At 59.8% G+C, this 23911-nt stretch carries 23 protein-coding genes and 1 pseudogene; 10 read left to right on the top strand and 14 right to left on the bottom strand.

All coding sequences use genetic code 11. The annotated features are described in order from the left end of the window. Positions 1-26: 26 nt before the first annotated feature. From M0D69_RS27600 to M0D69_RS27575, 6 genes and pseudogenes are all read right to left on the bottom strand, one after another. Entirely contained in the window at positions 27-773 is a 747-nt protein-coding gene (locus M0D69_RS27600) for an SDR family oxidoreductase (protein WP_301785037.1), read from the bottom strand. Positions 774-787: 14 nt separating this feature from the next. Then, entirely contained in the window at positions 788-1372 is a 585-nt protein-coding gene (locus M0D69_RS27595; RefSeq protein ID WP_301785036.1) for a TIGR00730 family Rossman fold protein, read from the bottom strand. Then, complete coding sequence (locus M0D69_RS27590) at positions 1372-2088, bottom strand: TetR/AcrR family transcriptional regulator (RefSeq protein WP_301785035.1); 717 nt, start codon at positions 2086-2088, stop codon at positions 1372-1374. Before M0D69_RS27590 ends, M0D69_RS27595 begins: the two co-directional genes overlap by 1 nt. Positions 2089-2245: 157 nt before the next feature. After that, on the bottom strand, positions 2246-2755 hold the full coding sequence (locus tag M0D69_RS27585; protein ID WP_235442659.1) for a diacylglycerol kinase: 510 nt from the start codon (positions 2753-2755) through the stop codon (positions 2246-2248). Between the two features lie 292 nt (positions 2756-3047). Then, positions 3048-4079 (bottom strand): glycosyltransferase family 1 protein, encoded by a 1032-nt coding sequence (locus M0D69_RS27580; RefSeq protein ID WP_301785034.1) that lies wholly within the window; start codon positions 4077-4079, stop codon positions 3048-3050. Between the two features lie 38 nt (positions 4080-4117). After that, positions 4118-4951 (bottom strand): annotated as a pseudogene (locus M0D69_RS27575) (UDP-2,3-diacylglucosamine diphosphatase); the annotation flags it as partial. 578 nt (positions 4952-5529) lie between these two features. On the opposite strand from M0D69_RS27575, the gene M0D69_RS27570 reads away from it, so the two are divergent. Further along, positions 5530-6249, top strand: coding sequence for a class I SAM-dependent methyltransferase (locus tag M0D69_RS27570; RefSeq protein WP_301785033.1), 720 nt, complete (start codon positions 5530-5532; stop codon positions 6247-6249). 36 nt (positions 6250-6285) lie between these two features. On the opposite strand, the gene M0D69_RS27565 is transcribed toward M0D69_RS27570, so the two are convergent. From M0D69_RS27565 to M0D69_RS27550, 4 genes are read right to left on the bottom strand one after another with little or no spacing between them, the layout of a single operon-like run. Beyond that, positions 6286-6804, bottom strand: a complete 519-nt coding sequence (locus M0D69_RS27565) for an RDD family protein (protein ID WP_301785032.1) — start codon at positions 6802-6804, stop codon at positions 6286-6288. 7 nt (positions 6805-6811) lie between these two features. Beyond that, on the bottom strand, positions 6812-7552 hold the full coding sequence (locus tag M0D69_RS27560) for a DUF3106 domain-containing protein (RefSeq protein WP_301785031.1): 741 nt from the start codon (positions 7550-7552) through the stop codon (positions 6812-6814). A gap of 19 nt (positions 7553-7571) precedes the next feature. Then, the gene (locus M0D69_RS27555) at positions 7572-8015 is read right to left on the bottom strand and encodes a DUF3619 family protein (RefSeq protein WP_301785030.1); all 444 of its coding nucleotides are present in this window, start codon (positions 8013-8015) and stop codon (positions 7572-7574) included. Then, the gene (locus M0D69_RS27550) at positions 8012-8575 is read right to left on the bottom strand and encodes an RNA polymerase sigma factor (RefSeq protein ID WP_301785029.1); all 564 of its coding nucleotides are present in this window, start codon (positions 8573-8575) and stop codon (positions 8012-8014) included. The genes M0D69_RS27555 and M0D69_RS27550 overlap by 4 nt, the downstream gene beginning before the upstream one ends. A 384-nt stretch (positions 8576-8959) precedes the next feature. Between M0D69_RS27550 and M0D69_RS27545 the strand changes: the two genes are divergently transcribed. From M0D69_RS27545 to M0D69_RS27520, 6 genes are all read left to right on the top strand, one after another. Beyond that, positions 8960-10723 carry an acetolactate synthase 3 catalytic subunit gene (locus tag M0D69_RS27545; protein ID WP_301785028.1) on the top strand — a complete coding sequence of 588 codons (1764 nt, stop codon included), beginning with the start codon at positions 8960-8962 and terminating at the stop codon, positions 10721-10723. Positions 10724-10838: 115 nt separating this feature from the next. Beyond that, a complete protein-coding gene (gene ilvN / locus M0D69_RS27540; RefSeq protein WP_047844600.1) occupies positions 10839-11330 on the top strand; it encodes an acetolactate synthase small subunit in 492 nt (163 codons plus the stop codon). Positions 11331-11407: 77 nt separating this feature from the next. Further along, on the top strand, positions 11408-12424 hold the full coding sequence (ilvC, locus tag M0D69_RS27535) for a ketol-acid reductoisomerase (protein ID WP_047844599.1): 1017 nt from the start codon (positions 11408-11410) through the stop codon (positions 12422-12424). Between the two features lie 121 nt (positions 12425-12545). After that, a complete protein-coding gene (locus M0D69_RS27530) occupies positions 12546-13199 on the top strand; it encodes a phosphatidylserine decarboxylase (protein ID WP_301785027.1) in 654 nt (217 codons plus the stop codon). A 37-nt stretch (positions 13200-13236) separates the two neighbouring features. Beyond that, complete coding sequence (gene pssA / locus M0D69_RS27525) at positions 13237-14103, top strand: CDP-diacylglycerol--serine O-phosphatidyltransferase (protein ID WP_047844597.1); 867 nt, start codon at positions 13237-13239, stop codon at positions 14101-14103. A gap of 350 nt (positions 14104-14453) precedes the next feature. Continuing rightward, positions 14454-15998 (top strand): 2-isopropylmalate synthase, encoded by a 1545-nt coding sequence (locus tag M0D69_RS27520; RefSeq protein WP_301785026.1) that lies wholly within the window; start codon positions 14454-14456, stop codon positions 15996-15998. Between the two features lie 106 nt (positions 15999-16104). On the opposite strand, the gene M0D69_RS27515 is transcribed toward M0D69_RS27520, so the two are convergent. The 4 genes from M0D69_RS27515 to M0D69_RS27500 all read right to left on the bottom strand — a co-directional run bounded on the left by M0D69_RS27515 (position 16105) and on the right by M0D69_RS27500 (position 19170). After that, positions 16105-17673, bottom strand: a complete 1569-nt coding sequence (locus M0D69_RS27515) for a SulP family inorganic anion transporter (RefSeq protein WP_301785025.1) — start codon at positions 17671-17673, stop codon at positions 16105-16107. 81 nt (positions 17674-17754) lie between these two features. Then, entirely contained in the window at positions 17755-18444 is a 690-nt protein-coding gene (locus tag M0D69_RS27510) for a carbonic anhydrase (RefSeq protein WP_301785024.1), read from the bottom strand. A 5-nt stretch (positions 18445-18449) separates the two neighbouring features. Further along, positions 18450-18689, bottom strand: a complete 240-nt coding sequence (locus M0D69_RS27505; RefSeq protein WP_301785023.1) for a hypothetical protein — start codon at positions 18687-18689, stop codon at positions 18450-18452. Further along, complete coding sequence (locus M0D69_RS27500) at positions 18661-19170, bottom strand: hypothetical protein (protein ID WP_301785022.1); 510 nt, start codon at positions 19168-19170, stop codon at positions 18661-18663. The genes M0D69_RS27505 and M0D69_RS27500 overlap by 29 nt, the downstream gene beginning before the upstream one ends. A 336-nt stretch (positions 19171-19506) precedes the next feature. Between M0D69_RS27500 and M0D69_RS27495 the strand changes: the two genes are divergently transcribed. The 3 genes from M0D69_RS27495 (at position 19507) to pnp (ending at position 23813) form a co-directional block, all read left to right on the top strand. Beyond that, positions 19507-20781 carry a branched-chain amino acid ABC transporter substrate-binding protein gene (locus tag M0D69_RS27495; protein ID WP_301785044.1) on the top strand — a complete coding sequence of 425 codons (1275 nt, stop codon included), beginning with the start codon at positions 19507-19509 and terminating at the stop codon, positions 20779-20781. A 243-nt stretch (positions 20782-21024) separates the two neighbouring features. Continuing rightward, a complete protein-coding gene (gene rpsO / locus M0D69_RS27490; RefSeq protein ID WP_056353993.1) occupies positions 21025-21300 on the top strand; it encodes a 30S ribosomal protein S15 in 276 nt (91 codons plus the stop codon). A 365-nt stretch (positions 21301-21665) separates the two neighbouring features. Then, a complete protein-coding gene (gene pnp, locus M0D69_RS27485; RefSeq protein WP_301785021.1) occupies positions 21666-23813 on the top strand; it encodes a polyribonucleotide nucleotidyltransferase in 2148 nt (715 codons plus the stop codon). Positions 23814-23911: the final 98 nt, after the last annotated feature.

Genomic DNA, 23911 nt, shown 5'->3' with positions numbered 1-23911 from the left:
GTCTAACGTTTTAACGGTCTAACGTTTTAACGCCCGCCCGCGACGTCGAGCAACGCGCCGGTCACATATGCCGACGCATCCGATAATAGCCACACAATCGATTCCGCCACTTCATCCGCAGTACCCGGCCGCCCCAGCGGCGCGAGCGCGCCCAACTGCGCCGCGCGATCCGGCTTGCCGCCGCTCGCGTGAATCTCCGTATCGATCAACCCGGGCCGAACGGCATTCACGCGCACGCCTTCCGGGCCGAGTTCTTTCGCGAGACCGATCGTCAGGGTATCGACGGCGCCTTTCGAGCCCGCGTAATCCACGTACTCGTTCGGCGACCCGAGCCGCGCTGCCGCCGACGACACATTGACGATCGAGCCGCCGCGCCCACCGCGTTTCGTCGACATGCGCCGCGCCGCTTCGCGCGCGCAGAGATACGCGCCGAGCACGTTGGTATCGAAGACGCGTTTCATACGGGCCATGTCCATATCCGCCAGCGCCGAACCCGGCGCGACGATGCCCGCGTTGTTCACGAAACCATCGATCTGGCCGAACGCACGCGTGGTCACATCGAAAAGAGCAATCACATCGGCTTCCTCGCAGACATCGCCCTGGATCGCGATTGCGCGGCCACCGGCGGCTTCCGCGCGGGCGACGGTTTCATCGGCGGCGCTGCGATTGGTCGCGTAGTTCACGCCAACCGACCAGCCACGCGCCGCGCACAGCAAAGCGGCGGCGCGGCCGATGCCGCGGCTGCCGCCCGTGATCAACACTACCTTCGACATCGCTGACTCTCCGCTCAGACAGCGTCGCGTTTCTCGGGCCAGCGATCAACCACCGGTGGCTTATAGGCCTTGAGCGCCTCGATCAGCTTCACGGGGTCGGCGGCGACTTTCAGCATGTCGAGGAACGGCGCGCGCATGAAGCCTTCCTCCACCGTATGGCGCAGCATGGCGAGCAGCGGATCGTAATAACCGTCCACGTTCAGCAGCGCGACCGGCTTCTCGTGATAACGAAGCTGCGCCCACGTGTAGGCTTCGAACAGCTCTTCGAACGTGCCGACACCACCTGGCATCGATACAAACGCATCGGAGAGATCCGCCATTTTCTTCTTGCGCTGATGCATGTCGGGCACGACGTGCAGCTCGGTCAGGCCGTTGTGGCCGACTTCCTTGCTCATCAGCAATTCGGGAATCACGCCAATAGCGCGGCCGCCGCGCGCGAGCACTTCGTCGGCGATGGTGCCCATCAACCCTACGCTCCCGCCGCCGTAGACCAGCGCGAGATCCGCTTCGACCAACGCACGTCCGAACGCTTTTGCCGCTTCGGCATAGACCGGTCTGGCTCCATTGGCGGAGCCGCAATATACGCAGACTGCTTTCATTAAATAGGTTCCTTAGGGGCGCCGTCTTCCTTCGGCGCGCGGTAATCGGCAAAGACGCGTTCCGGCATTTTCCCCGACACGAGGTCGTCGAAAATCTGCCGTGATCGCCCGCGGAGATACGGCGCCATCACCGAGATGATATGCAAGCTCGCCTGATGCAATTCCGCGCGGATCGTGTCCTGCTCGTTGTATTTGCGCGGGTTCATGACGAACTGGTACGAGAGCCAGTACGTCGCGATGATCCCCATGTTGGACGCGATCACCTTGATTTCGGCCGGCGTTGCGACCATCTCGTGATCGGTCACGAGCGCTTCGCACAGTTGCTGCGCGAAGTTGACCTTATGGGTGATGATCAGTTTGAAATGCGTTTCCAGCGTGCGGTTGCGGGCGAGCAGATCGTTCAGGTCGCGATACAAAAAGCGGTATTGCCACAGGAAATCCGCCATGTATTGCAGGTACGACCACATTTCGTCAATCGTCGGACGATGGTCTTCCGGAAAACGCAGCCGCTTTTCGATCTGCTGTTCGAACTGCGCAAAGATGCTGTTGATAATGTCGTCTTTGTTGCGGAAATGGTAGTACAGATTGCCTGGACTGATCTCCATCTCTTCCGCGATGGTGGTCGTCGTGACGTTCGGTTCCCCGATATCGTTGAACAGCTTCAGCGATAGTTCGAGAATCCGCTCACGGGTGCGGCGGGGAGGTTTGGCTTCCATGTCGTCCGGACCTGGTTAAACCGGCTCCGGGCGAGGGCGGCCTGCATGACAGCGTCGCGAACCCGGAATCGGTGGGTATCTTGAATATCGGACGATTATAAACGGCTGAATAGAGGGCGGGTTTGCGTGCGGTGGCGAGTGTCGCGCCGCGGGGCGTTTAAAACAGCATCAGGGCCCAGCGCCAGAGGAGCGGGCCGACTATCAGGCCCCATGTGAGCACACATACCAGCAGTGCAACCATGACCGCTGCGCTGCCGAAATCCTTTGCACGTTTGGACAGTTCGTGGCGCTCAAGCGAAATCCGGTCAATCGCTGCTTCCACGCTCGAATTCAGCAATTCCACCATCAGCACCAGCAGCACGGACGCCAGCAGCGCGGCGCGTTCCACCGGCGTGACCGGCACGACTATGCCGCACGGCACCAGGATCGCGGCGAGCGTCAGCTCCTGGCGGAACGCGCTTTCCTCGCGAATCGCCACGCGAAAGCCGTTTAGCGAGTTTTTCATCGCGTGCCAGGCGCGGGTCAGGCCGCGATTGCCCTTGTAAGGGTTGAAGGGCAGCGGGGCGAGCGGGTCGTCGGGACTGAGCGGTTCGCTTGCGTGTTGCGAGACCTCGATGCCAACGTCGTCCTCTTCGTGATCGAAGGGTTCCCGATGGACATAAAGCAGGGATTTCGCTTGCACTGAAGGTTTGGCTTTCACATTGCGCTTCTTTGAAACTTGCTGTGGTTGTGCTGACGCACGGTCCGAGTCCCTTTCAAAGCCACTCCGCGGGGCGGCGATGACTTTCTGGCGAATCGCTGTACAGAAGTCACCAAAGGCGAGTTCGACGGCGGTTTATTGCAGCATTGTCGCCCTCTTTGGCCGGCGGGTCCCGAACGGCACCACGCGTTTGAGCACCCGCCATATTGCGCTAAAGCAACGGCATTCACTCGATGCCGTCGGTGCAGCAAAAGCTGGACTACGCCGTCGCCTGCTTTTGCGTCGCGCCGTGCGCCGCGAGCGGTTTCAGATTCGACGCAAATTGCTCCGATGCCGCACGCCACGAAAACTTTTCCGCCCACGCACGGGCATCGGCACGTTGAATCTTCAGCGCTCGCAAACACGCTTCGCGCAAGTCTTCGTCAAGCGCGCCGGGGCCGTCGGCGCCGAGAACGTCAATCGGACCGGTCACCGGGTATGCCGCGACCGGCGTGCCGCATGCCATTGCTTCGAGGAGCACGAGGCCGAAGGTGTCGGTGCGGCTCGGGAACACGAATACGTCAGCAGCGGCGTAGACCTTCGCCAACTCCGCCTGCGACAGCACGCCGAGATAATTCACGTTCGTGTAACGCGATTTCAGTTCGGCAAGCGCCGGACCTTCACCTGCTACCCACTTCGATCCCGGTAGATCGAGCTTCAAGAAAGCCTCGACATTCTTCTCGACCGCCACGCGTCCCACATACAAAAAAATCGGCCGCGTGGTGTTGAGAACTTTGGATTCCATCGGTTGAAAGATATCCAGATCAACGCCGCGTGTCCACAACACCACGTTCGTAAAACCGAACTTTTCGAGGTCGGTTTTTACAACGGGCGTTGGCGCCATCACGGCTTGCGAAGGCTTATGGAACCAGTGCAGGAACTTATACGTCGCGGCGAGCGGAATATGAAAACGCGCCTGCACATACTCGGGAAAGCGCGTGTGATAAGCGGTGGTGAACGGCAATTTGTTGCGCAGCGCGAACGAGCGCGCGGCCATTCCGAGCGGACCTTCCGTGGCGATATGCAACGCATCCGGCGCAAATTCCTCGATACGCTGCGCCACCCGGCGACGCGGCAGCAACGACAGCCGGATCTCGGGATAAGTCGGGCACGGGATGGTCTTGAACTCGAGCGGGCTCAGCAATTCCACGCGATGTCCAAGCGCAGTCAGTTCACGCGTGGTGCTTTTCAATGTGCGCACGACGCCGTTGACTTGCGGTTCCCATGCGTCGGTGACGATCATGATTTTCATTCGATGGCCTCGATAAGTGAAAGCGCTCAGGCAGTTGATCAGGCAGTTGCCCCGGCCTTTTGCGAATGGTGCTCAGGTGAGCGCAGGACGGTCCAGTAGATGATCTTCAGCTCGCCTTCGAAGGTCTCGACGAGCGCCGACAGGCTTTCCACCCAGTCGCCGTCGTTGCAGTACAGGACGCCGTCGATATCGCGAATCTCGGCCTTGTGGATGTGGCCGCAGACGACGCCATCGCAACCGCGGCGGCGCGCTTCGTCGGTCATCACGTGCTCGAACTTCGAGATGAAGTTCACCGCGTTCTTGACCTGATGCTTGAGGTATTGCGAGAGCGACCAGTAGTTGAGACCCAAGCGGCTGCGCGCCCGGTTGAACCAGCGGTTGAGCAGCAGGATGAGCGTGTAGAGCGTGTCGCCGAGATAAGCGAGCCATTTCGCGTGCTGGATGACGCCGTCGAAGAGATCGCCGTGGACGATCCAGAGACGCTTGCCCGCGAGCGTGGTGTGGAAGGCTTCGCTGCGCACGTGGATGTCGCCGAAAGCGAGGTCGCAGAACTGTCGCGCGGCTTCGTCATGATTGCCGGGAATGTAGACGACTTGCGTGCCTTTGCGGGCTTTGCGCAGCACTTTCTGGATCACGTCGTTGTGCGCTTGCGGCCAGAACCAGCCTTTGCGGAGTTGCCATCCATCGATGATGTCACCGACCAGATAGAGGTACTCCGAATCGTTATGGCGCAGGAAGTCGAGCAGATAGTGCGCCTGGCAGCCGCCGGAGCCGAGATGGATATCGGACAGCCAGATGGTCCGGTAGCGATGGTCGGCCGGGCCATCGTCGGAGCGGGAGGTAGTTCCGGATGCGGTCGGGGGAGCGAGGCTGGCGCCAGTGGTTTCAGGGGGCGGAGGTGGCGCAACGTCGGTGCGGAACGCGATGGCTTCGGCATCGCGGAGGGTGATGCCTAGGAGTTGACTCGCAGACGATTTGGTGGCCATGGGCACGCGCAACGGGTTGCAGTGGGGCCATTGCGCCATGCCCACGTGACGGAGCCATGACAGTCACAAAAACTTCTTATTGCCAAGGGTTGCGATGGGAGGGGATTGCGTGTGGTGAGCGAAGAAAAACACGGCAAATCACTGCTCTTCCATGAGTGTTGCAGGACGCGTTTCGAACCGATGCAGTTGGCCTGGCAGGCGCTCACAGCCCATTACGTCGCGTGACGTTGCGTCTACACGCATGCGCTTTCGTTTCTCAATTGGAGTCATCGAGGGGTGGCTCAACCCAGCCGGTGATCGTTGCAGCGAAGCCACGACCGAGCGAAAACTGACGTGACATCCGAAGCAATCCACGACCGCAGGTACACGATTAGCCGCGAGCCTTCATCGTGTTGGTATCGCCTATACTTTCGGATTTCCGATGGAATCCTATGCAAACGGAAAGTGGAACAGTAGGACCGGTCGTGCGAATTTCGATATGCAAAGTATGTAGCGAGCCGGCGCCTCTCTACGGCGTCACCGACTTCAACAAGAGTTGCGAAGAACGGCGCGGACGATATTTGCCGCTCACAGGCGTTCCGGTCTATTACCACCGGTGCGATAGTTGCGGTCTCATCTTCACGAGTGCATTCGATCACTGGAGCAAAGGCGACTATCTGCAGCACATTTACAACGACGATTACGTGCTGGTCGACCCCGACTACATCGATATCCGACCCGCGGGCAATGCCGTTTTCATCCTCGATTTCATCAAGAAGGCTCACGCGCTGAGGTGCCTCGACTATGGCGGCGGCAACGGCAAACTGACGTCGTTGTTGCGTGAGGGCGGGGTTGACGGCCAGAGTTGGGACCCGATGGACGAGGGCGATGCGTCACCGTCCGGCTCCTTCGATTTCATCAGCGCATTCGAGGTTCTGGAGCACACGCCCGAACCGCTAGCGACGATTCAGCAAGCGCTAGGGCTGCTGAACGGGCGTGGCGTATTGTTGTTTTCGACGTTGACGATCGATCACGTGCCGCCGCGGGGTATGGACAACTGGTATATCGCGCCGCGCAACGGACATATCACGCTTTACACGAGGCGCTCATTGCAGACCCTGTTTGCGGGATTTGGATATCGGGTGCATCACTTCAACGACAACCTTCATATGGCGCTGAAAGATGATCCGAGCTGGCTGAGTTAAGACCTGCAAACGCGCTAACGCGGGAGGAATAACAGACTAAGCCGCCGGCACCACACCTACGATCCGCGTTCCGGCCAGCCGGTCATGCAAGAACTGCCGCGACGGATCGAGCCAGACCGCTGCGGCCCAGAGCACGATCCACACGGCGCTCAGAACGAGCGTGGCGGGAACGGGAAGCTTGAGCAGCGGATGCAACGCCAGCGGCGGCAAGAACCATAACCACGCAAAAACAAATCGCAGAACGGCGCGCACGATTGAAACCGGCGCTCCCCGCGCGTCGACTACTTTCAACCGCCAGGTTTTCATGGGCAGCGTCTGCCCGCCATGCGTCCAGAAATAGACGAAATAAACCGCGAGCACGAACCCGATCCACGTCATCAGAAGATTGTGGTGGGTGAGCCCGTTGCGTTGCTGCGTGAGTGTACTGAACAGATATCCGGCGATAAAAACAATCCCGAAGAGGATCACGCCTTCATAGAGCATCGTAGCCAGCCGGCGACGCAGCTTGGGCGCGATCAATTCGGGAGACTCGATAGATTCAAAAGACGCGCTCACTGTTCGCCTACGAGCCGTTGAACACTGAGGGCGCTTGCTGCGGTGAAACGGGAATCGGCGTTGCCGGCACAAAACTGGCAGCGCTGGGAATAGCGGGTGCGGCGGCCCCAGCAGATCCGGAAGCGCCCATTTCAGCGATAGCCTCGGAAGCGCGCGCATGTTCCCGCGCGGTCATCAGCCGGTCGATATCCTTGACTTCGGTTTTGCCGGTAGGCGGCGCGCTGACAACGGTTGGCCGGCGAGGCCTTTCGGTCGCGGCGAGCTTTTTCTTCTGGTCTTCTGGAAGCTTTTGGTAAGCATCCCAGGCGCGCTCCCGCTTTTCGACGGGAACGGACTTGGACACCTGATAATTTTCGCGGGCGACCTTGCGTTGATCCGGCGTCATGCGGACCCATTCGGTCATTCGCTCATGCAGGTGTTTTTGCTGATCGGGCGTCATCTTCTTGTAACGCGACGCGATCTTCATCCAATTACGCTTACGCTCTTCGCTGAACTGGTCCCATTGGGAGGCGAACGGCGCGAGCGCGACTCGTTGAGCCTCGGTAAGCCGTGCCCAGGCCATGGGACTTCCGGGGGACGAGAGCGAAGAAAGCGGCGACAGGACTTCTCCCGCGCTGGCCCCGGCAGGGGCGGCAGCAACGGGAACCGCCGAAGCGGACGAGTAGAAACGCGGATAGGTGGCGGCAAACGCGACGAGTCCCGCAATTGCGCATCCAAAGACAATCGCGAGGCCGCGCTTGTAACTCACCCGATGACTCCTGCGTTCTTTAATGATTGCGCGTCAGGTACGCGTTGAAACCGTGGTCGAGATAGGCGTCGAGCGGGAGGTTGTCGCTGAGCATGGCGGCGTCGATATCGGCGAGTTCCGCGGTGCGCTGCTGGTCCTCCCAGTAAGCGATGCCAGCCAGCCCGATGACGAGCGCGAGCAGCGGCCACGCCAGCGCGAGGCGCGAGAAGCGGCCACGTTTACCCGCAGGGCCAGATCCGGCGGCGCCGAACGAGCCCGGCGCCATGCCCGTTCCGGCGAGCGCGGGCGCAAAAACCGGCGCCGCGACCGCGACTTTTTCCGGTTTTTTGCGTGCGATCGCCGTCCGGCGCGCCGCCGCGAGCTTGTCGAGCGATGCGGCGGGCAGCGAATTGATATTTTCGTCGAGCGCGCGGCGTACCTTCAGCGCGAACTCGTTTTCCTTTTGATCGAGAGCGTTGCTCATAGCGTGATTCCTTTCGCCTTCAGCGCGTGTGCCAACGCATGCGTGGCCCGCGAGCAATGCGTTTTTACGCTGCCTTCAGAGCAGCCCATTGCAGCGGCGGTTTCGGCGACATCCATATCCTCCCAGTAACGCATGAGAAACGCTTCCCGTTGACGTGCTGGTAGTTTCTGGATCTCCGCGTCGATCAGGTTGAGCACCTGTTCACGCTCGAGCCGGCTTTCGCTGCTCTCCGCACCGACTGTCCCGTCCTGCGATTCGAAGGTCTCCAGGGGGTCGAATTCGTCGTCGTCGGCGTTGCCGAACGAGGAAAACAGGCTCACCCAGGTATTTCGGACCTTCTGCCGGCGAAAGTAATCGTGCGTCGCATTCTGCAGGATACGCTGAAACAAAAGCGGCAATTCGGGCGGAGGGCGGTCGCCGTATTTTTCGGCGAGCTTGATCATCGCATCCTGAACGACGTCGAGCGCCGCATCGTCGTCGCGTACGGTGTACACCGTCTGCTTAAACGCGCGTCTTTCGACGCCCGCCAGAAAATCGGCGAGTTCCTTGTCTGATGCCATCCGTGAGGCCCGGCGCAACGAGCGTGCGTCGATAAGGGTTGGTGAGAGGTTAAAACCTGCGGATGCTAGCAAACTTTCGAGTGAACAGCGAGGAAATGCATGGCTGTTACAGGCTGAAACACAGACATTTCTTCACAATTTCAGATAAATCCGAGCTTTTCGAGCCCGATTTCGGTGGGTTCCGATGGTTGTCGTGGAAATTTTTCCTTGACGAGAATTGTTGCGTCGGGATATCGTTTCCGACTCGCATCATAAAGTGAACTGTCTCTTTGAGGCGAGCCCAAGAAGCCCGCTTCCCATTAAGACGCGCCGCTTGAACCCGAGCCACAAGCCCGGCAGAGAGCACCCAATCAATTTTTTGCCGAAAATTCGAAAGGTGAATGTATGAATATGCCCAGCGCGGAATTCTCCACGTCGGATACGACTCCCCCCCTCGAAGCTGAATCCATTGGCGGCACCGTGCTCATGCGCGCGCTCGCTGACGAAAAAGTCGAGTTCATTTGGGGCTATCCCGGCGGCTCGGTACTCTATATCTACGACGAGTTGTACAAGCAGGACGATATCCAGCACATCCTCGTGCGCCACGAACAGGCCGCGGTTCATGCCGCTGACGCCTACGCGCGCTCCACGGGTAATGTCGGCGTCTGCCTTGTAACCTCCGGCCCCGGCGTCACCAATGCGGTGACCGGTATTGCCACGGCCTACATGGATTCCATCCCGCTCGTCATCATCAGCGGCCAGGTTCCTACCGCCGCGATCGGCCAGGATGCATTCCAGGAGTGCGATACGGTCGGCATCACGCGTCCGTGCGTCAAACACAACTTCCTCGTCAAAGACGTGCGCGAACTCGCTGCGACCGTCAAGAAAGCGTTTTATATTGCCCGTACGGGACGTCCCGGCCCGGTGCTGATCGACATTCCGAAAGACGTGTCGAAGACGCCGTGCAAGTACGAACCGCTCAAGACGGTGTCGCTGCGTTCGTACAATCCGGTTACCAAGGGCCATTCCGGCCAGATCCGCAAGGCCGTGCAGTTGTTGCTGTCGGCGAAGCGTCCGTACATTTATACGGGCGGCGGCATCATTCTCGCGAATGCCGCGCGCGAGCTGAACCAGTTCGCCGATCTGCTCGGTTATCCGGTGACGAACACGCTGATGGGCCTGGGCGGTTATCGCGCGGACAACAAGAAATTCCTCGGCATGCTCGGCATGCACGGCACGTACGAAGCCAACATGGCGATGCAACATTGCGACGTGCTGATCGCGATCGGCGCGCGTTTCGACGACCGCGTGATCGGCGACCCGGAGCATTTTGCGTCACACGCCAAGAAGATCATTCATATCGACATCGATCCGTCGTCCATCTCCAAGCGCGTGAAGGTCGATATTCCGATCGTCGGCGACGTGAAGGAAGTGCTGAAAGAGCTGATCGAACAGTTGCAGACGGCCGAACACGGTCCGGACACGGCGGCGCTCGCCGACTGGTGGAAGGACATTGAAGCGTGGCGTTCGAAGGACTGCCTCAAGTTCGACCGCGAAAGCGAGATCATCAAGCCGCAGTACGTGGTTGAAAAGGCATGGGAACTGACCGACGGCGAAGCGTTCGTCTGTTCGGACGTCGGCCAGCACCAGATGTGGGCGGCACAGTTCTACCGCTTCAACAAGCCGCGCCGATGGATCAATTCGGGTGGTCTCGGCACCATGGGCTTCGGCCTGCCGGCGGCCATGGGCGTGAAGATGGCGCACCCGGACGACGAGGTGTTGTGCATCACGGGCGAAGGCTCGATCCAGATGTGCATCCAGGAATTGTCGACGTGCAAGCAGTACAACACGCCGATCAAGATCATCTCGCTCAACAACCGCTATCTCGGCATGGTTCGCCAGTGGCAGCAGATCGAATACAAGAAGCGCTATTCCAGTTCGTACATGGACGCGCTGCCTGACTTCGTGAAGCTGGCTGAGGCGTATGGTCACGTGGGCATGCGCATCGAGCACACGCGCGATGTCGAACCGGCGCTCAAAGAAGCACTGCGCCTGAAGGATCGCACGGTGTTCCTCGACTTCCAGACAGATCCCACCGAAAACGTCTTTCCGATGGTCCAGGCAGGTAAGGGCATCACGGAAATGCTGCTCGGATCGGAAGATCTATAACGGCTGTTTTCCCTTGCGCGGCTCGCGCGCGCACGTCTTCACAAAAGACGATCGTAGCGCGCGGGTTTTGCGGGATCACGCTTTTCTATCTGGATAAATCAGGAACGCAATCATCATGAGACACATTATTTCCGTGCTGCTGGAAAACGAACCGGGCGCGTTATCGCGTGTCGTCGGCCTCTTTTCCGCACGCGGCTACAACATTGAAACCTTGACGGTGGCACCGACCGAAGACAGTTCGCTGTCGCGGCTGACCATCGTTTCCATTGGCTCGGATGACGTGATCGAACAGATCACAAAGCACCTGAACCGCCTGATCGAGGTGGTGAAAGTGGTCGACCTGACAGAGGGCGCCCACATTGAACGCGAGCTGATGCTGATCAAGGTGAGAGCGGTCGGTAAGGAGCGGGAAGAGATGAAACGGATGGCGGACATCTTCCGCGGCCGCATCATCGACGTCACCGAAAAAAGCTACACGATGGAACTGACGGGCGCGAGCGACAAGCTCGATGCCTTTATTCAGGGGCTGGATGCGACGGCGATTCTCGAAACCGTGCGCACTGGAAGTTCCGGCATTGGCCGGGGCGAGCGCATCCTGAAGGTTTAAATCGCTGTAACGAACTCGCGGTTATTAGCAGTTGTTAGCACCCAATTTCACAAATTAAATCAGGTAAAGGAACCACCATGAAAGTTTTCTACGACAAAGACGCCGATCTCTCCCTCATCAAGGGCAAGCAAGTCACGATCATCGGTTATGGCTCGCAAGGCCATGCACACGCGCTGAACCTGAAGGAAAGCGGCGTGAACGTGACGGTCGGCCTGCGCAAGAACGGCGCATCGTGGAGCAAGGCCGAGAAGGCCGGACTGAAGGTCAAGGAAGTGGCCGAAGCCGTGAAGGGCGCGGACGTGGTCATGATGCTGCTGCCGGACGAGCAGATCGCTGAAGTCTACAAGAACGAAGTGCACGACAACGCCAAGGAAGGCGCTGCGCTGGCATTCGCGCACGGCTTCAACGTGCATTACGGCCAGGTCATCCCGCGTGCCGACCTCGACGTGATCATGATCGCCCCGAAGGCGCCGGGTCACACGGTGCGCAGCACGTACGCCCAAGGCGGCGGTGTTCCGCACCTGATCGCCGTGGCACAAGACAAGTCGGGCGCAGCACGCGACGTCGCATTGTCGTACGCAGCCGCTAACGGCGGCGGCCGTGCCGGCATTATCGAAACGAATTTCCGCGAAGAAACCGAAACCGACTTGTTCGGCGAGCAAGCTGTGCTGTGCGGCGGTACGGTCGACCTGATCAAGGCTGGCTTCGAAACGCTGGTGGAAGCGGGTTATGCGCCGGAAATGGCGTACTTCGAATGCCTGCACGAACTGAAGCTGATCGTCGACCTGATCTATGAAGGCGGCATCGCCAACATGAATTACTCGATCTCGAACAACGCCGAATACGGCGAATATGTGACGGGTCCGAAGATCGTGACGGAAGAAACGAAGAAGGCGATGAAGCAAGTCTTGACCGATATCCAGACCGGCGAGTACGCAAAGAGCTTCATCATTGAAAACAAGGCGGGCGCGCCGACGCTGCAATCGCGTCGCCGTATCACGGCTGAGCACCAGATCGAAGTGGTCGGTGCCAAGCTGCGCGCCATGATGCCGTGGATTGCGGCAAACAAGCTCGTTGACCAGTCGAAGAACTAAAAAAGCCTGAACGACCGGCCTTGTGGGCTGGTCCTAGTGAAGACTGCAAGCCGTCCGGTGTCGCTTGGCGCCGGACGGCTTTTGCTATCCTACGGTTTTACTAAAAACATAGAACCCGTTCATGAACTATCCACATCCGATCATCGCGCGCGAAGGCTGGCCGTTTATTGCCATTGCGGCTGTCGTTGCCGTGTTGATCCAGGCCATTGGCGGCTTTGGTTTTGCCTGGCCCTTCTGGCTCCTGACGATCTTCGTCGTCCAGTTTTTCCGTGACCCGGCCCGGCCGATTCCCGTTCAGGCGAACGCCGTGCTGTGTCCTGCCGACGGCCGCGTCGTTGCCGTGGAAACCGCACACGATCCCTATGCGGGCCGCGAAGCGCTGAAGATCAGCGTGTTCATGAACGTGTTCAATGTCCACTCGCAGCGCTCGCCGGTGGATGGTGCGATCAGCAAGGTCGAATACTTCCCGGGTTCGTATCTGAACGCGGCTGTCGACAAAGCCTCGACCGAGAACGAACGCAACGCGATCGTCATTCAGACCGCAGCGGGACATACGGTGACGTCGGTGCAGATCGCCGGCCTGATTGCGCGGCGCATTTTGTGCTATGTCCACGTTGGCGAACCGCTTAACCGTGGCCAACGTTATGGTTTTATCCGCTTCGGATCGCGGGTCGACGTGTATTTGCCGGTGGGCAGCCGTCCGCGCGTCGCGATTGGCGAGAAGGTGTCGGCGTCGTCCACGATCCTTGCCGAGTTCGCAGAGCAATCAGCTTAAATAAGCGGTAAAACCAGGCTGCACAAGGGAGGACTCGATGGCGGCACTCAAACCGCGCCGGACGCGAAGCACCACAACACCCCCGCGGGCGTTTCGCCGCAATAAAGCGGCTCAGGACATCGGTGTGCTGGAAACGCGGCGTGCGAAGCGGCAACAGTTTTTGAGGAAGCGCGGCATTTATTTGCTGCCCAACGCGTTCACTACGGCCGCGCTGTTCTGCGGGTTTTTCGCGGTCGTTCAGGCCATGAACGTGCGCTTCGAGGTCGCGGCCATCGCGATCTTCGTCGCCATGGTGCTCGATGGCATGGACGGCCGTGTCGCGCGCATGACACATACGCAGAGCGCGTTCGGCGAGCAGTTCGACAGCTTGTCCGACATGGTGTCGTTCGGCGTCGCACCCGCGCTGGTCATGTACGAATGGATCCTGAAGGATCTGGGCCGATGGGGCTGGCTAGCGGCGTTCGTCTATTGCTCGGGGGCGGCGTTGCGCCTCGCACGCTTCAACACGAACGTAGGTGTCGTCGACAAACGCTATTTCCAGGGCCTTCCAAGCCCGGCAGCGGCGGCGCTGATTGCAGGGTTTGTCTGGCTCGCCACCGATAACCGTGTGCCGCTGAAGCTGGTCTGGCTGCCGTGGGTCGCATTTGCGCTCACCATCTACGCCGGCGTCACGATGGTGTCGAACGCGCCGTTCTACAGTGGCAAAGCACTCGATGTGCGTTTTCGCGTCCCATTCGCGGGCGTCTTGCTGGTGGTGGTTGCATTCGTGCTCGTATCGTCGGATCCGCCTTTGATGTTGTTCGGCTTGTTCGTGCTTTACGGGTTTTCTGGCTACGCATGGTGGGGATACATGGCCATGCGTGGGAGGCCGAATCCGGCCAGGTCGTCGGAGAAACCGCATTGAGCGGGGCGCGCATCGGCTTGTCGGCGGTGCGCGCTTTTAGCTTTTGTGCCGCCTCGCGACCAAAGGCTGCGCAGGAAACGTCAATCGGCGCCATCGGAAAGCCCAATTGCACGCTCTCAAAAATCTCGTTATAGTCTGCAAATGATTTTTTTCGCCCATCCCCTCTCGTCTCTCCTAGCTGGTGCGCCGCTACGCGCGCTACCGCTACTAGCGCGCCTACCGCGCTAAGCTTCCCGCCTCCCGTCTGCTCGTTCGTGGTTTTCGACGCCAGCGGTGGCGCGAACACCCGAATTCCGCATTGCTTTTCTCCACCGTTTTTTAAAATCTAAAAGCCCCCACTGGAGCCCGACATGGCAGACAAACTGATCATTTTCGACACGACCTTGCGCGATGGCGAGCAATCCCCCGGCGCGTCGATGACGAAGGAAGAAAAGATCCGGATCGCGAAGGCGCTCGAACGGATGAAGGTCGATGTGATCGAAGCAGGCTTTGCCGCCAGCTCTAACGGCGACTTCGATGCGATTCACACCATCGCAGGCTTGATCAAGGACAGTACGATCTGCTCGCTCGCCCGCGCCAACGACAAAGACATCCAGCGCGCCGCCGATGCCCTGAAACCCGCCGATCATTTCCGCATCCATACGTTCATCGCTACTTCAGCGCTGCATATGGAAAAGAAGCTGCGCATGAGCGCCGACCAGGTCTACGAACAGGCGCGTCTCGCGGTGCGTTTCGCCCGCAAGTTCACCGACGACGTCGAATTCTCGCCGGAAGACGGCAGCCGCTCGGATCTCGATTTCCTGTGCCGTGTGCTCGAAGCGGTGATCGATGAAGGCGCGACCATCATCAACATTCCAGATACCGTCGGCTACGCCGTGCCGGAGGGCTACGGCAACCTGATCAAAACCATCCGCGAACGCGTGCCGAATTCGGACAAGGCGGTATGGTCCGTGCATTGCCACGACGACCTCGGCATGGCGGTCGCGAATTCGCTGGCCGGCGTGCACATCGGCGGCGCGCGTCAGATCGAGTGCACGATCAACGGCTTGGGCGAGCGCGCGGGTAATACGGCGCTGGAAGAAGTCGTGATGGCGATGAAAACGCGCAAGGATTACTACGGGCTGGAACTTGGTATCGATACAACGCACATTGTGCCGACCTCAAAGCTCGTCTCGCAGATCACCGGTTTTGTCGTGCAGCCGAACAAGGCTGTGGTCGGTGCGAATGCATTTGCGCACGCGTCCGGCATTCACCAGGATGGCGTGCTCAAAGCGCGCGATACCTACGAAATCATGCGCGCCGAAGACGTGGGCTGGTCGACCAACAAGATCGTGCTCGGCAAGTTGTCGGGTCGTAATGCGTTCAAGCAGCGCCTGGAAGATCTCGGCGTGACGCTGGAGTCGGAAACGGATGTGAACGCCGCGTTCGTGCGCTTCAAGGAACTCGCTGACCGCAAATCCGAAATCTTCGATGAAGACATCATGGCGATCGTCTCGGAAGAATCGGCGGAAATGCAGGCGAAGGAAACGTTCCGCTTCGTGTCGCTCGCGCAGCACTCGGAAACGGGTGAGCAGCCGCATGCACGCGTGGTGTTTGCCGTCGATGGCATCGAAGTGCAAGGCGAAGCGCATGGTAACGGCCCGGTCGATGCGACGCTGCATGCGATCGAATCGAAAGTGACGAGCGGCGCCGAGCTGGTGCTGTATTCGGTGAACGCGATCACCACCGGCACGCAGGCGCAAGGCGAAGTAACCGTGCGTTTGTCGAAGAGCGGCCGGATTGTGAACGGCGTGGGCACGGACCCGGACATTGTGGCGGCATCGGCGAAGGCGTATCTCGCGGCGCTCAACAAGCTGCATTCGAAAGTCGAGAAACTGAATCCGCAGCTTTCGTGATGTGATTTTTTTGCAAACCAGCGAGGCACGTAACCGGTTGCCTGGCTGATTAAAAACGGCTCTCGCCAAAAGCGGGGGCCGTTTTTTATTGCGCCGGGCTGCCGTGCTATTTCACCGGTACTCGTTTAAAGAACGCCATGCGTTGCTGCAAACCCGGCCGTTCCCGTACCGTGCGCTCAAGTTGCCGGCATTCCACATGAATGCCGCGCGCGGGGGCATCGGCGACGAATTTATCGATGAGCTCACGCACGTCGGGATCGACGAAATCAGCGCGGCTTGCATCGACTATCACGGTCGCGTTGTCGGGAATCTGCTTGAGGTGATGCTTGAGCGACACCTTGCCGAGAAACGACACGTCCTTGCGAAACGACAGCAGGAAGTGGTCATCGTGCTGAGCGATGGTGATAGGCCGCTGCAGATTCGCATGAATGGCGAGCCCGATGCTGCACGCGATCCCCAGCAAGATGCCGATCAGCAGATCGGTCATCAGCACGCCCGCGATCGTCACGATGAACGGTGCAAAACGTTCGAATCCCTGTTTGGCGACGGCCGCGAACAGCGACGGTTGCGCCAGTTTCAGCCCGGTGAAGATCAGGATCGCGGCGAGGCAGGCGAGCGGGATCAGGTTGATCACGGCCGTCAGCGCAAACACGCTCGCGAGCAGCAGGACGCCGTGCACGACGGCCGACCATCGGCTCTGCGCGCCCGCGTGGACGTTGGCGGAACTGCGCACGATCACCGATGTGATCGGCAACGCGCCGATCGCGCCCGCCACCATGTTGCCGATGCCCTGCGCCTTCAGCTCCCGGTCGGGATGCGCGGTGCGCTTTTTCGGATCGATTTGTTCAACCGCTTCGAGGCTCAGCAAGGTCTCCAGACTCGCCACGATGGCAAGCGTCATCGCGAGCCGCCAGACGTCGGGATTGACGAGTTGCGCGAAGTTCGGCCAGTCGAACGCGGCGTTCAACGCGGCGAACGAAGCCAGCGACGGCAGCGACACGCGATGTTCAGCCGGCGGTGCAAAACCCGGCGCGGCGAAGTCGAGCGCCAATGTGATCGCGATACCAAGCATCACGACTGCCAGCGGCGCGGGCAGGGCCCGTACAAGCGCAAACCGGCGCATCGCGTTCGTTTCCCAGCTGGCCAGAATCGCGATGGACAAGAGGGCGACAGCGCACGCGGCAAGGGACATCGCGCCGAATGGCGTGGCGAGCGTGCCGGGCGTTTGCGCGGCGACATGAGCGCTGCCGCTGGCAAAACCGGCGGCGAGCGGCACCTGCTTGATGATCAGCAACAGGCCGATCGCCGCGAGCATGCCCTTGATCACCGACGACGGCACGTACGCCGCGAAGCGTCCGGCCTTCAGCATGCCGAAGCCAAACTGGATGATGCCCGCGAGCATCACCGCCATCAGGAAGGTGGAAAAGCTGCCGAGCTTCGCAATACCATCGACGACAATCACTACCAGCCCCGCCGCCGGCCCGCTCACGCTCAAATGCGAGCCGCTCAGCAGCGCCACCACCAGCCCGCCGATAATGCCCGACAGCAAGCCGGCAAACGGCTCGACCCCGGATGCATTGGCGATGCCGAGACATAGTGGCATCGCGACAAGAAAGACGACGGTGCCTGCGAACAGGTCGCGCGGAAAGGTTGTAAACGTTTCTCGTAGGTTCATGGGCTTTTTTGGGCGTGAGTGGGGCCATGCGACGCCAGGAAGGCATCGCACGGTGAAGGTTTGAAACGTGAGATTGAGCGGCTAGCGGCCGATGGCTTCGATCACGCGCTGGGCTGCGCTTGGTGCAGGCGCGCGTGCGGCCGTGTCATTCGAAGCGGCGGGAGGCTCGGCCTCTGCATCGGCGGGGTCTCCCGATGAAAGCACCTTGATGCGGCCGTCGCGCAAACCGAAGATCCAGCCGTGAACGCGCGGCGGCCGCTGGGCGTCGCGCACGATCGACGTATCGCGTAACGCGCGCGCTTGTTCGAGTACGCTCAGTTCCGCGAGCCGGTCGATGCGTGAATCCATGGTGCCGATGGCATCGAGTTCGCCGCCATGGGCACGCGCGAGCGTACACAGCGGCGCAATGCGGCGGTTGACGTGGGGCAGGGCATCGGACATTGGCAGTAAAGACGCTCGCACGCCGCCGCACCCGTAATGTCCGCACACGATCACATCATCCACTTTCAGCACGCTCACCGCGTACTCGAGGACGCTCATCATGTTGTCGTCAGTGGGCGAAAACAGGTTCGCGATGTTGCGATGGACGAACAAATCGCCAGGCTTGGAATGGGTAATGGTTTCCGCTGGCACGCGGCTGTCCGAGCAACCGATCCACAGTACGGTCGGACTCTGGCCCTGAGCCAGTGTTGCGAAGAAATCGGGGTCGCTGGCAGCCGTTTCAGCCGCCCAGCCCACGTTTTCGACAAGCATGCGTTTGGGTCGATTCATGGGTATCAGCTCCAAAAGCGTAACAAGAGGCACAACAGTGCAACGGCCAAATAATGCTGGAAACGAGATTCCGGCGTCATCGCTGCTGCGCGGTACAACCTTACGAAATACTTTCTATGAAAAGGTTCCGGCAGTCCAGGCATAAAAAAATGCCGCTTGACCAAGCGGCATTTTTTTTCGACGATAAAAAATCCTTCCACGCTACTCAGAAGATCCTCAGAAGAAAACTCGCCGGTCGGGATCATGAAGCGGATCCGGCGTTTTTTGCGTCAGGCGCAGGGTGCCCTGATCATCGAAGTAAAAGCTGTACATCATGTACCAGACGTTTGCTTCCATGTACCGATATGTCCAGACCTCGCGTTTCATCAGCGGAAAATAGGACGTCTCCACCGGACGCCCGAAGTTGACCAGCACGTCCTTGCGTGTCCAGGTGCCGATCTGCGCTTTGTAGAACTCGTTTTCATCGAGGACCTGGCGCACGCTCAGGATCTTTCCCGATGCGTCGATATCCGCCGCCGTGGTCACTTCACCCAGCGGTTGGGTTGGCCACATCAGGCGCTTGCCGCCGTTCGGCAGGTCGTAGACCTCTTTCGGCGGCCCGAGCCTTGCCGTGATGGTCGACGAGTCTGCGCCCGCCTGGTAGTTCTGCCAGGGCTGCGCGCACGCCGTGAGCAGCAGGGCAAGTGCCATTGCAGCCGCAGGTTTTCGTATTGCCTTGCTCAACATTGAAGCCTCCTTCGTGTTCGTATCCACGGACGGTCGTGGGTTTTTCTGCTGTTCTGCGCCGTGTCGCTTATTTTGACATGCAGGGTCGGTCGGTGGTTTTGCGGGTGCTTGAGCAAGTCCATGTCTATGGAACGCGCAGGCCCAGGCGGGTATTCCATTTCGATGCGGATTTTCCTCACGGTTGCGTGCAGCGCGCCGAACGTCCTATGATCCGCGGTTCGTTTCGCTTTCATTTATCCACGGATGGACTGTATGGACCTTGGCTTGCCGCGTGTGTTTTCTCCATCTCCAGGATGGGTCCGGCTTTTCGGTCGCGCATTGCGTGCCGGCAAGCGCCTGGCCGGTTCGCTTCTCGCGGCTTCATGCGTTGGCAGCGTCTTCCTTTGTCCCGCGTTCGCCGCAGAGAGCGCGCCTGCTTTATCGCCCATTCGCCTTGCCATGATCGAAGGCATGTCGGGGCCTTTCGCTAACGCAGGCGCTGCGGTCGAGCGCAATCTGCGCTTCGGTATCGAACGCGTGAACGCGAACGGCGGTGTCAGCCTGCCCGATGGCAAACACCTGCTCCAGCTCGTTGTACTCGACGGCAAGGGCAGCAGTGAAGCCAGCCTGGTCCAGTTGCGTGCGGCCATCGACCAGAACATCGGCTTCGTTTTGCAGGGCAATAGCTCGGCGGTTGCCGCGGCGCTCATCGAGGCCATCAATAAACAAAATGCCCGTGATCCCGGACATCGGGTGGTGTTCCTCAATTACTCCGCCGACGATCCCGCGCTCACCAACGCCGATTGCAGCTTCTGGCATTTCCGCTTCGATGCCCACGCCGGCATGCGCATGAACGCCCTCGCCGACGTCATCCAGCACGATGAATCGGTGAAAAAGGTCTATTTGTTTAATCAGGATTACAGCTTCGGCCACGATGTCAGCCACGAAGCCCAGCGCGCGCTGAAAGAGCGCCGCCCGGACATCGCGATCGTCGCCGATGAATTCATCCCGGCCGGCCGCGTCAAGGACTTCGCGCCGTACATTGCCAAAATCCGCGCAAGCGGCGCCGACGCGGTCATCACCGGCAACTGGGGCAATGACCTCACGTTGCTTGTCAAAGCCGCCCGCGAACAGGGTCTCGACACGCACTTCTACACCTTCTACGGCAACAGCCTCGGCGCGCCCGCCGCCCTGGGCGACGCCGGCGTGAAACACGTAGTGGCCGTGGCCGACTGGCATCCGAACGCAGGTGGCAGCGCTTCCGATGCTTACTACGGGGCCTTTCGCGCCCGTTTCCCGGCAGCCGCCGACGATTACCTCTTCCTGCGCATGCCGCTCATGATCGAGATGCTCGCGCGGGCCATGCAGCAAGCGCACAACGCCGACCCGGCCGCGGTCGCCCGCGCGCTGGAAGGCATGAAGCTCGACAACGGTTTCCAAAGCGCGGAAATGCGCGCCGCCGATCACCAGTTGATCCAGCCCCTTTATGTGATGGAAATGGACAAGGCCGGCACGCCGGGCGTCCATTTCGACAACGAAGGCTCCGGCTTTGGCTTTCGGACGCTGCTTGAAATCCCGGCAGCGCGGACCGCCATGCCGACCACCTGCCAGATGAAGCGTCCTGCGTCGTAAAACCAGGAAAGCTTTAGCCCCAAGCCTATTGCCTCATTTCATCCGTCCGCAGGAACCGGGTCGACGGCAAAAACCGCTGTGCTATAATTCGCGACTTGCCGTTCTTGGGAAGGGCCTTAAAACCCGAGCAAAACCCCGTCCGGCAAGGAATCCAAAGTCGAGTTATCGACTGCGGAAAGATGTAGAAAATCCACGGCACGGCCCTTCTTCCGTGACCGCCTGTCCGTTTCAAAGGAAAATCAAATGTCTACCGTAGTTGCTCATGCAAAGAAGTCCGACGTCGTCGCAGAATATGCGCGCGCCGCTAACGATACCGGATCGCCAGAAGTGCAAGTCGCACTGCTGACCACCCGTATCAACGAACTGACCGTTCACTTCAAGGCCCACACGAAAGATCACCACAGCCGCCGCGGTCTGCTGCGCATGGTGAGCCGTCGTCGTAAGCTGCTCGATTACCTCAAGGGCAAAGACGCCGACCGTTATCGTTCGCTGATCGAGAAGCTGGGTCTGCGCAAGTAAGCGGCTAGCGTTCACAACGAAATGCCTGTGTCAGTTTGCTGATACAGGCATTTTGTTTTTGAACGGCGCGCTCTTCACGAGCGCGGAAGTGGAAAAAGCGGGAAATATCGAAGGCTTGCATTAAAGCCAACCCCGGATCGGAAACCGATTCGACTACAGGGCCGGGCCTCGCCGCAGAGCTTTGTGTCATTCCAGCGCGTCATGCGCATCGCGTGTCGTGTTGCGTTGGAATGACATACACCCCTCTCTTGCGCGGTTCCGGTCATCGCTTGGCTTCGCGGTTTTCATCGGCGTGTGCGCGGGTTCCGGATGCTCCGGAGCACACGACAACACGCCAGGACGCTGCGAGGCATAACGAAGAAGGAGTGAGAATGTTTAAAAAGATCGTCAAGGAATTCAAGTGGGGACAACACAACGTTCGCCTGGAAACCGGTGAAATCGCACGTCAGGCCGGTGGCGCCGTGATCGTCGATGTGGAAGATACCGTGGTGCTCGCGACGGTTGTCGGCGCGAAAACGGCAAAGCCGGGCCAGGACTTCTTCCCGCTGACCGTCGATTATCTGGAAAAGACCTACGCAGCCGGCAAGATCCCGGGTGGTTTCTTCCGTCGCGAAGGCCGTCCGTCGGAAGGCGAGACGCTGATCTCGCGCCTGATCGACCGTCCGTTGCGTCCGCTGTTCCCGGAAGGCTTCTATAACGAAGTCCAGGTCGTGATTCACGTGCTGTCGCTGAATCCCGATGTGCCTGCCGATATTCCCGCGCTGATCGGCGCGTCGGCAGCGCTGGCTATCTCCGGCCTGCCGTTCAACGGCCCGGTGGGCGCTGCTCGCGTCGCGTATATCAACAATGAATTCGTGCTGAACCCGACGCGTCCGCAGATGAAGGAATCGGCGCTCGATTTGATCGTCGCCGGTACGGAACGCGCAGTGCTGATGGTCGAATCCGAAGCGCAACAGCTGACCGAAGAAGTCATGCTGGCCGCCGTGGTGTTCGGTCACGACCAGATGCAAATCGCTATCGATGCAATCCATGAGCTGGTCGCTGAAGGCGGCAAGCCGGAGTGGGACTGGACGCCGGCGCCGAAGAACGAACCGCTGATCGCACGCGTGACGGAACTGGCGCAAGCCGAGTTGCTGTCCGTCTATCAGATCCGCGACAAGTCGGCTCGCAGCGCCAAGCTGAAGGAAGTCTACGCAGCGACGACCGCCAAGCTGACCGAAGAAGCCGTTGCCAAGGGCGAAACGCCGGCGGACAAGGCGACTATCGGCAACGTGATGTTCGATATCGAAGCGAAGATTGTCCGTACGCAGATCCTGAATGGCGAACCGCGTATTGACGGCCGCGACACGCGCACCGTGCGCCCCATCGAAATCCGTACCGGCGTGCTGCCGCGTACGCACGGTTCGGCTCTGTTCACGCGCGGCGAAACGCAAGCGCTGGTGATCGCAACGCTCGGTACGAAGGGCGACGAGCAGAACATCGACGCGCTCGAAGGCGAGTATCGCGAACGCTTCATGCTCCACTACAACATGCCTCCGTTCGCAACCGGCGAAACGGGTCGCGTCGGTTCGCCGAAGCGCCGTGAAATCGGTCACGGCCGTCTGGCGAAGCGCGCATTGGTTGCTGTGCTGCCGAGCGCCGACGAATTCGGCTACTCCATTCGCGTGGTGTCGGAAATCACGGAATCGAACGGTTCTTCGTCGATGGCATCGGTCTGCGGCGGCTGTCTCGCGCTGATGGACGCTGGTGTGCCGATGAAAGCGCACGTCGCGGGTATCGCGATGGGCCTGATTCTGGAAGGCAACAAGTTCGCGGTGCTGACGGACATCCTGGGTGATGAAGATCACCTCGGCGACATGGACTTCAAGGTGGCGGGCACGGCGCAAGGCGTGACGGCACTTCAGATGGACATCAAGATCCAGGGCATCACGAAGGAAATCATGCAGGTCGCGCTCGCGCAGGCGAAGGAAGGCCGCATGCATATCCTCGGCAAGATGACCACCGCTGTTCCGGGTACGAACACGAACCTGTCGGACTACGCGCCGCGCATGATCACCATGAAGATCAATCCGGAAAAGATCCGCGACGTGATCGGCAAGGGCGGTTCGGTGATCCGTGCGTTGACCGAAGAAACCAACACGACCATCGACATCTCCGATGACGGCGTGGTGACCATCGCAAGCACGAGCAGCGAAGGCATGGCGGAAGCGAAGAAGCGCATTGAGAACATCACGGCCGAAGTCGAAGTGGGCCAGGTCTACGAAGGCCCGGTTCTGAAGTTGCTGGACTTCGGCGCAATCGTGAATATTCTTCCGGGTAAGGATGGTCTGCTGCACATCTCGGAAATCGTCAACGAGCGCATCAAGGACATCAACGACTACCTGAAGGAAGGCCAGATCGTGAAGGTCAAGGTCATTCAGACAGACGAAAAGGGTCGTGTGCGTTTGTCGGCGAAAGCGTTGTTGAACGAAGGCGGCGCGCCGATCGAACCGATCCAGCCGACGCAGCAGTAATGCGGTAAGTTTGGATGGCCGGCGCGTGAGATTCGCGCGCCGGCCGTTTTTGAATCCGATGGTTCGAATGTGATTCGATGTTATTGCGGGTTTCGGCT

It is taken from the genome of Caballeronia sp. SEWSISQ10-4 2 (assembly GCF_030464885.1).
In the GTDB taxonomy this organism is placed as follows: domain Bacteria; phylum Pseudomonadota; class Gammaproteobacteria; order Burkholderiales; family Burkholderiaceae; genus Caballeronia.
Note: the sequence above shows the minus strand (reverse complement) of the source record. Positions and strands in the feature narration are given on the sequence as shown.

Bases quoted from the DNA above. Each gene is read 5' to 3' on its own strand.
- M0D69_RS27600 (WP_301785037.1), bottom strand. From the start codon at position 773: ATGTCGAAGGTAGTGTTGATCACGGGCGGCAGCCGCGGCATCGGCCGC.
- M0D69_RS27595 (WP_301785036.1), bottom strand. From the start codon at position 1,372: ATGAAAGCAGTCTGCGTATATTGCGGCTCCGCCAATGGAGCCAGACCG.
- M0D69_RS27590 (WP_301785035.1), bottom strand. From the start codon at position 2,088: ATGGAAGCCAAACCTCCCCGCCGCACCCGTGAGCGGATTCTCGAACTA.
- M0D69_RS27580 (WP_301785034.1), bottom strand. From the start codon at position 4,079: ATGAAAATCATGATCGTCACCGACGCATGGGAACCGCAAGTCAACGGC.
- M0D69_RS27555 (WP_301785030.1), bottom strand. From the start codon at position 8,015: ATGAGCAACGCTCTCGATCAAAAGGAAAACGAGTTCGCGCTGAAGGTA.
- M0D69_RS27550 (WP_301785029.1), bottom strand. From the start codon at position 8,575: ATGGCATCAGACAAGGAACTCGCCGATTTTCTGGCGGGCGTCGAAAGA.
- M0D69_RS27545 (WP_301785028.1), top strand. From the start codon at position 8,960: ATGAATATGCCCAGCGCGGAATTCTCCACGTCGGATACGACTCCCCCC.
- ilvN (WP_047844600.1), top strand. From the start codon at position 10,839: ATGAGACACATTATTTCCGTGCTGCTGGAAAACGAACCGGGCGCGTTA.
- ilvC (WP_047844599.1), top strand. From the start codon at position 11,408: ATGAAAGTTTTCTACGACAAAGACGCCGATCTCTCCCTCATCAAGGGC.
- M0D69_RS27530 (WP_301785027.1), top strand. From the start codon at position 12,546: ATGAACTATCCACATCCGATCATCGCGCGCGAAGGCTGGCCGTTTATT.
- pssA (WP_047844597.1), top strand. From the start codon at position 13,237: ATGGCGGCACTCAAACCGCGCCGGACGCGAAGCACCACAACACCCCCG.
- M0D69_RS27520 (WP_301785026.1), top strand. From the start codon at position 14,454: ATGGCAGACAAACTGATCATTTTCGACACGACCTTGCGCGATGGCGAG.
- M0D69_RS27515 (WP_301785025.1), bottom strand. From the start codon at position 17,673: ATGAACCTACGAGAAACGTTTACAACCTTTCCGCGCGACCTGTTCGCA.
- M0D69_RS27510 (WP_301785024.1), bottom strand. From the start codon at position 18,444: ATGAATCGACCCAAACGCATGCTTGTCGAAAACGTGGGCTGGGCGGCT.
- M0D69_RS27505 (WP_301785023.1), bottom strand. From the start codon at position 18,689: ATGATCCCGACCGGCGAGTTTTCTTCTGAGGATCTTCTGAGTAGCGTG.
- M0D69_RS27500 (WP_301785022.1), bottom strand. From the start codon at position 19,170: ATGTTGAGCAAGGCAATACGAAAACCTGCGGCTGCAATGGCACTTGCC.
- rpsO (WP_056353993.1), top strand. From the start codon at position 21,025: ATGTCTACCGTAGTTGCTCATGCAAAGAAGTCCGACGTCGTCGCAGAA.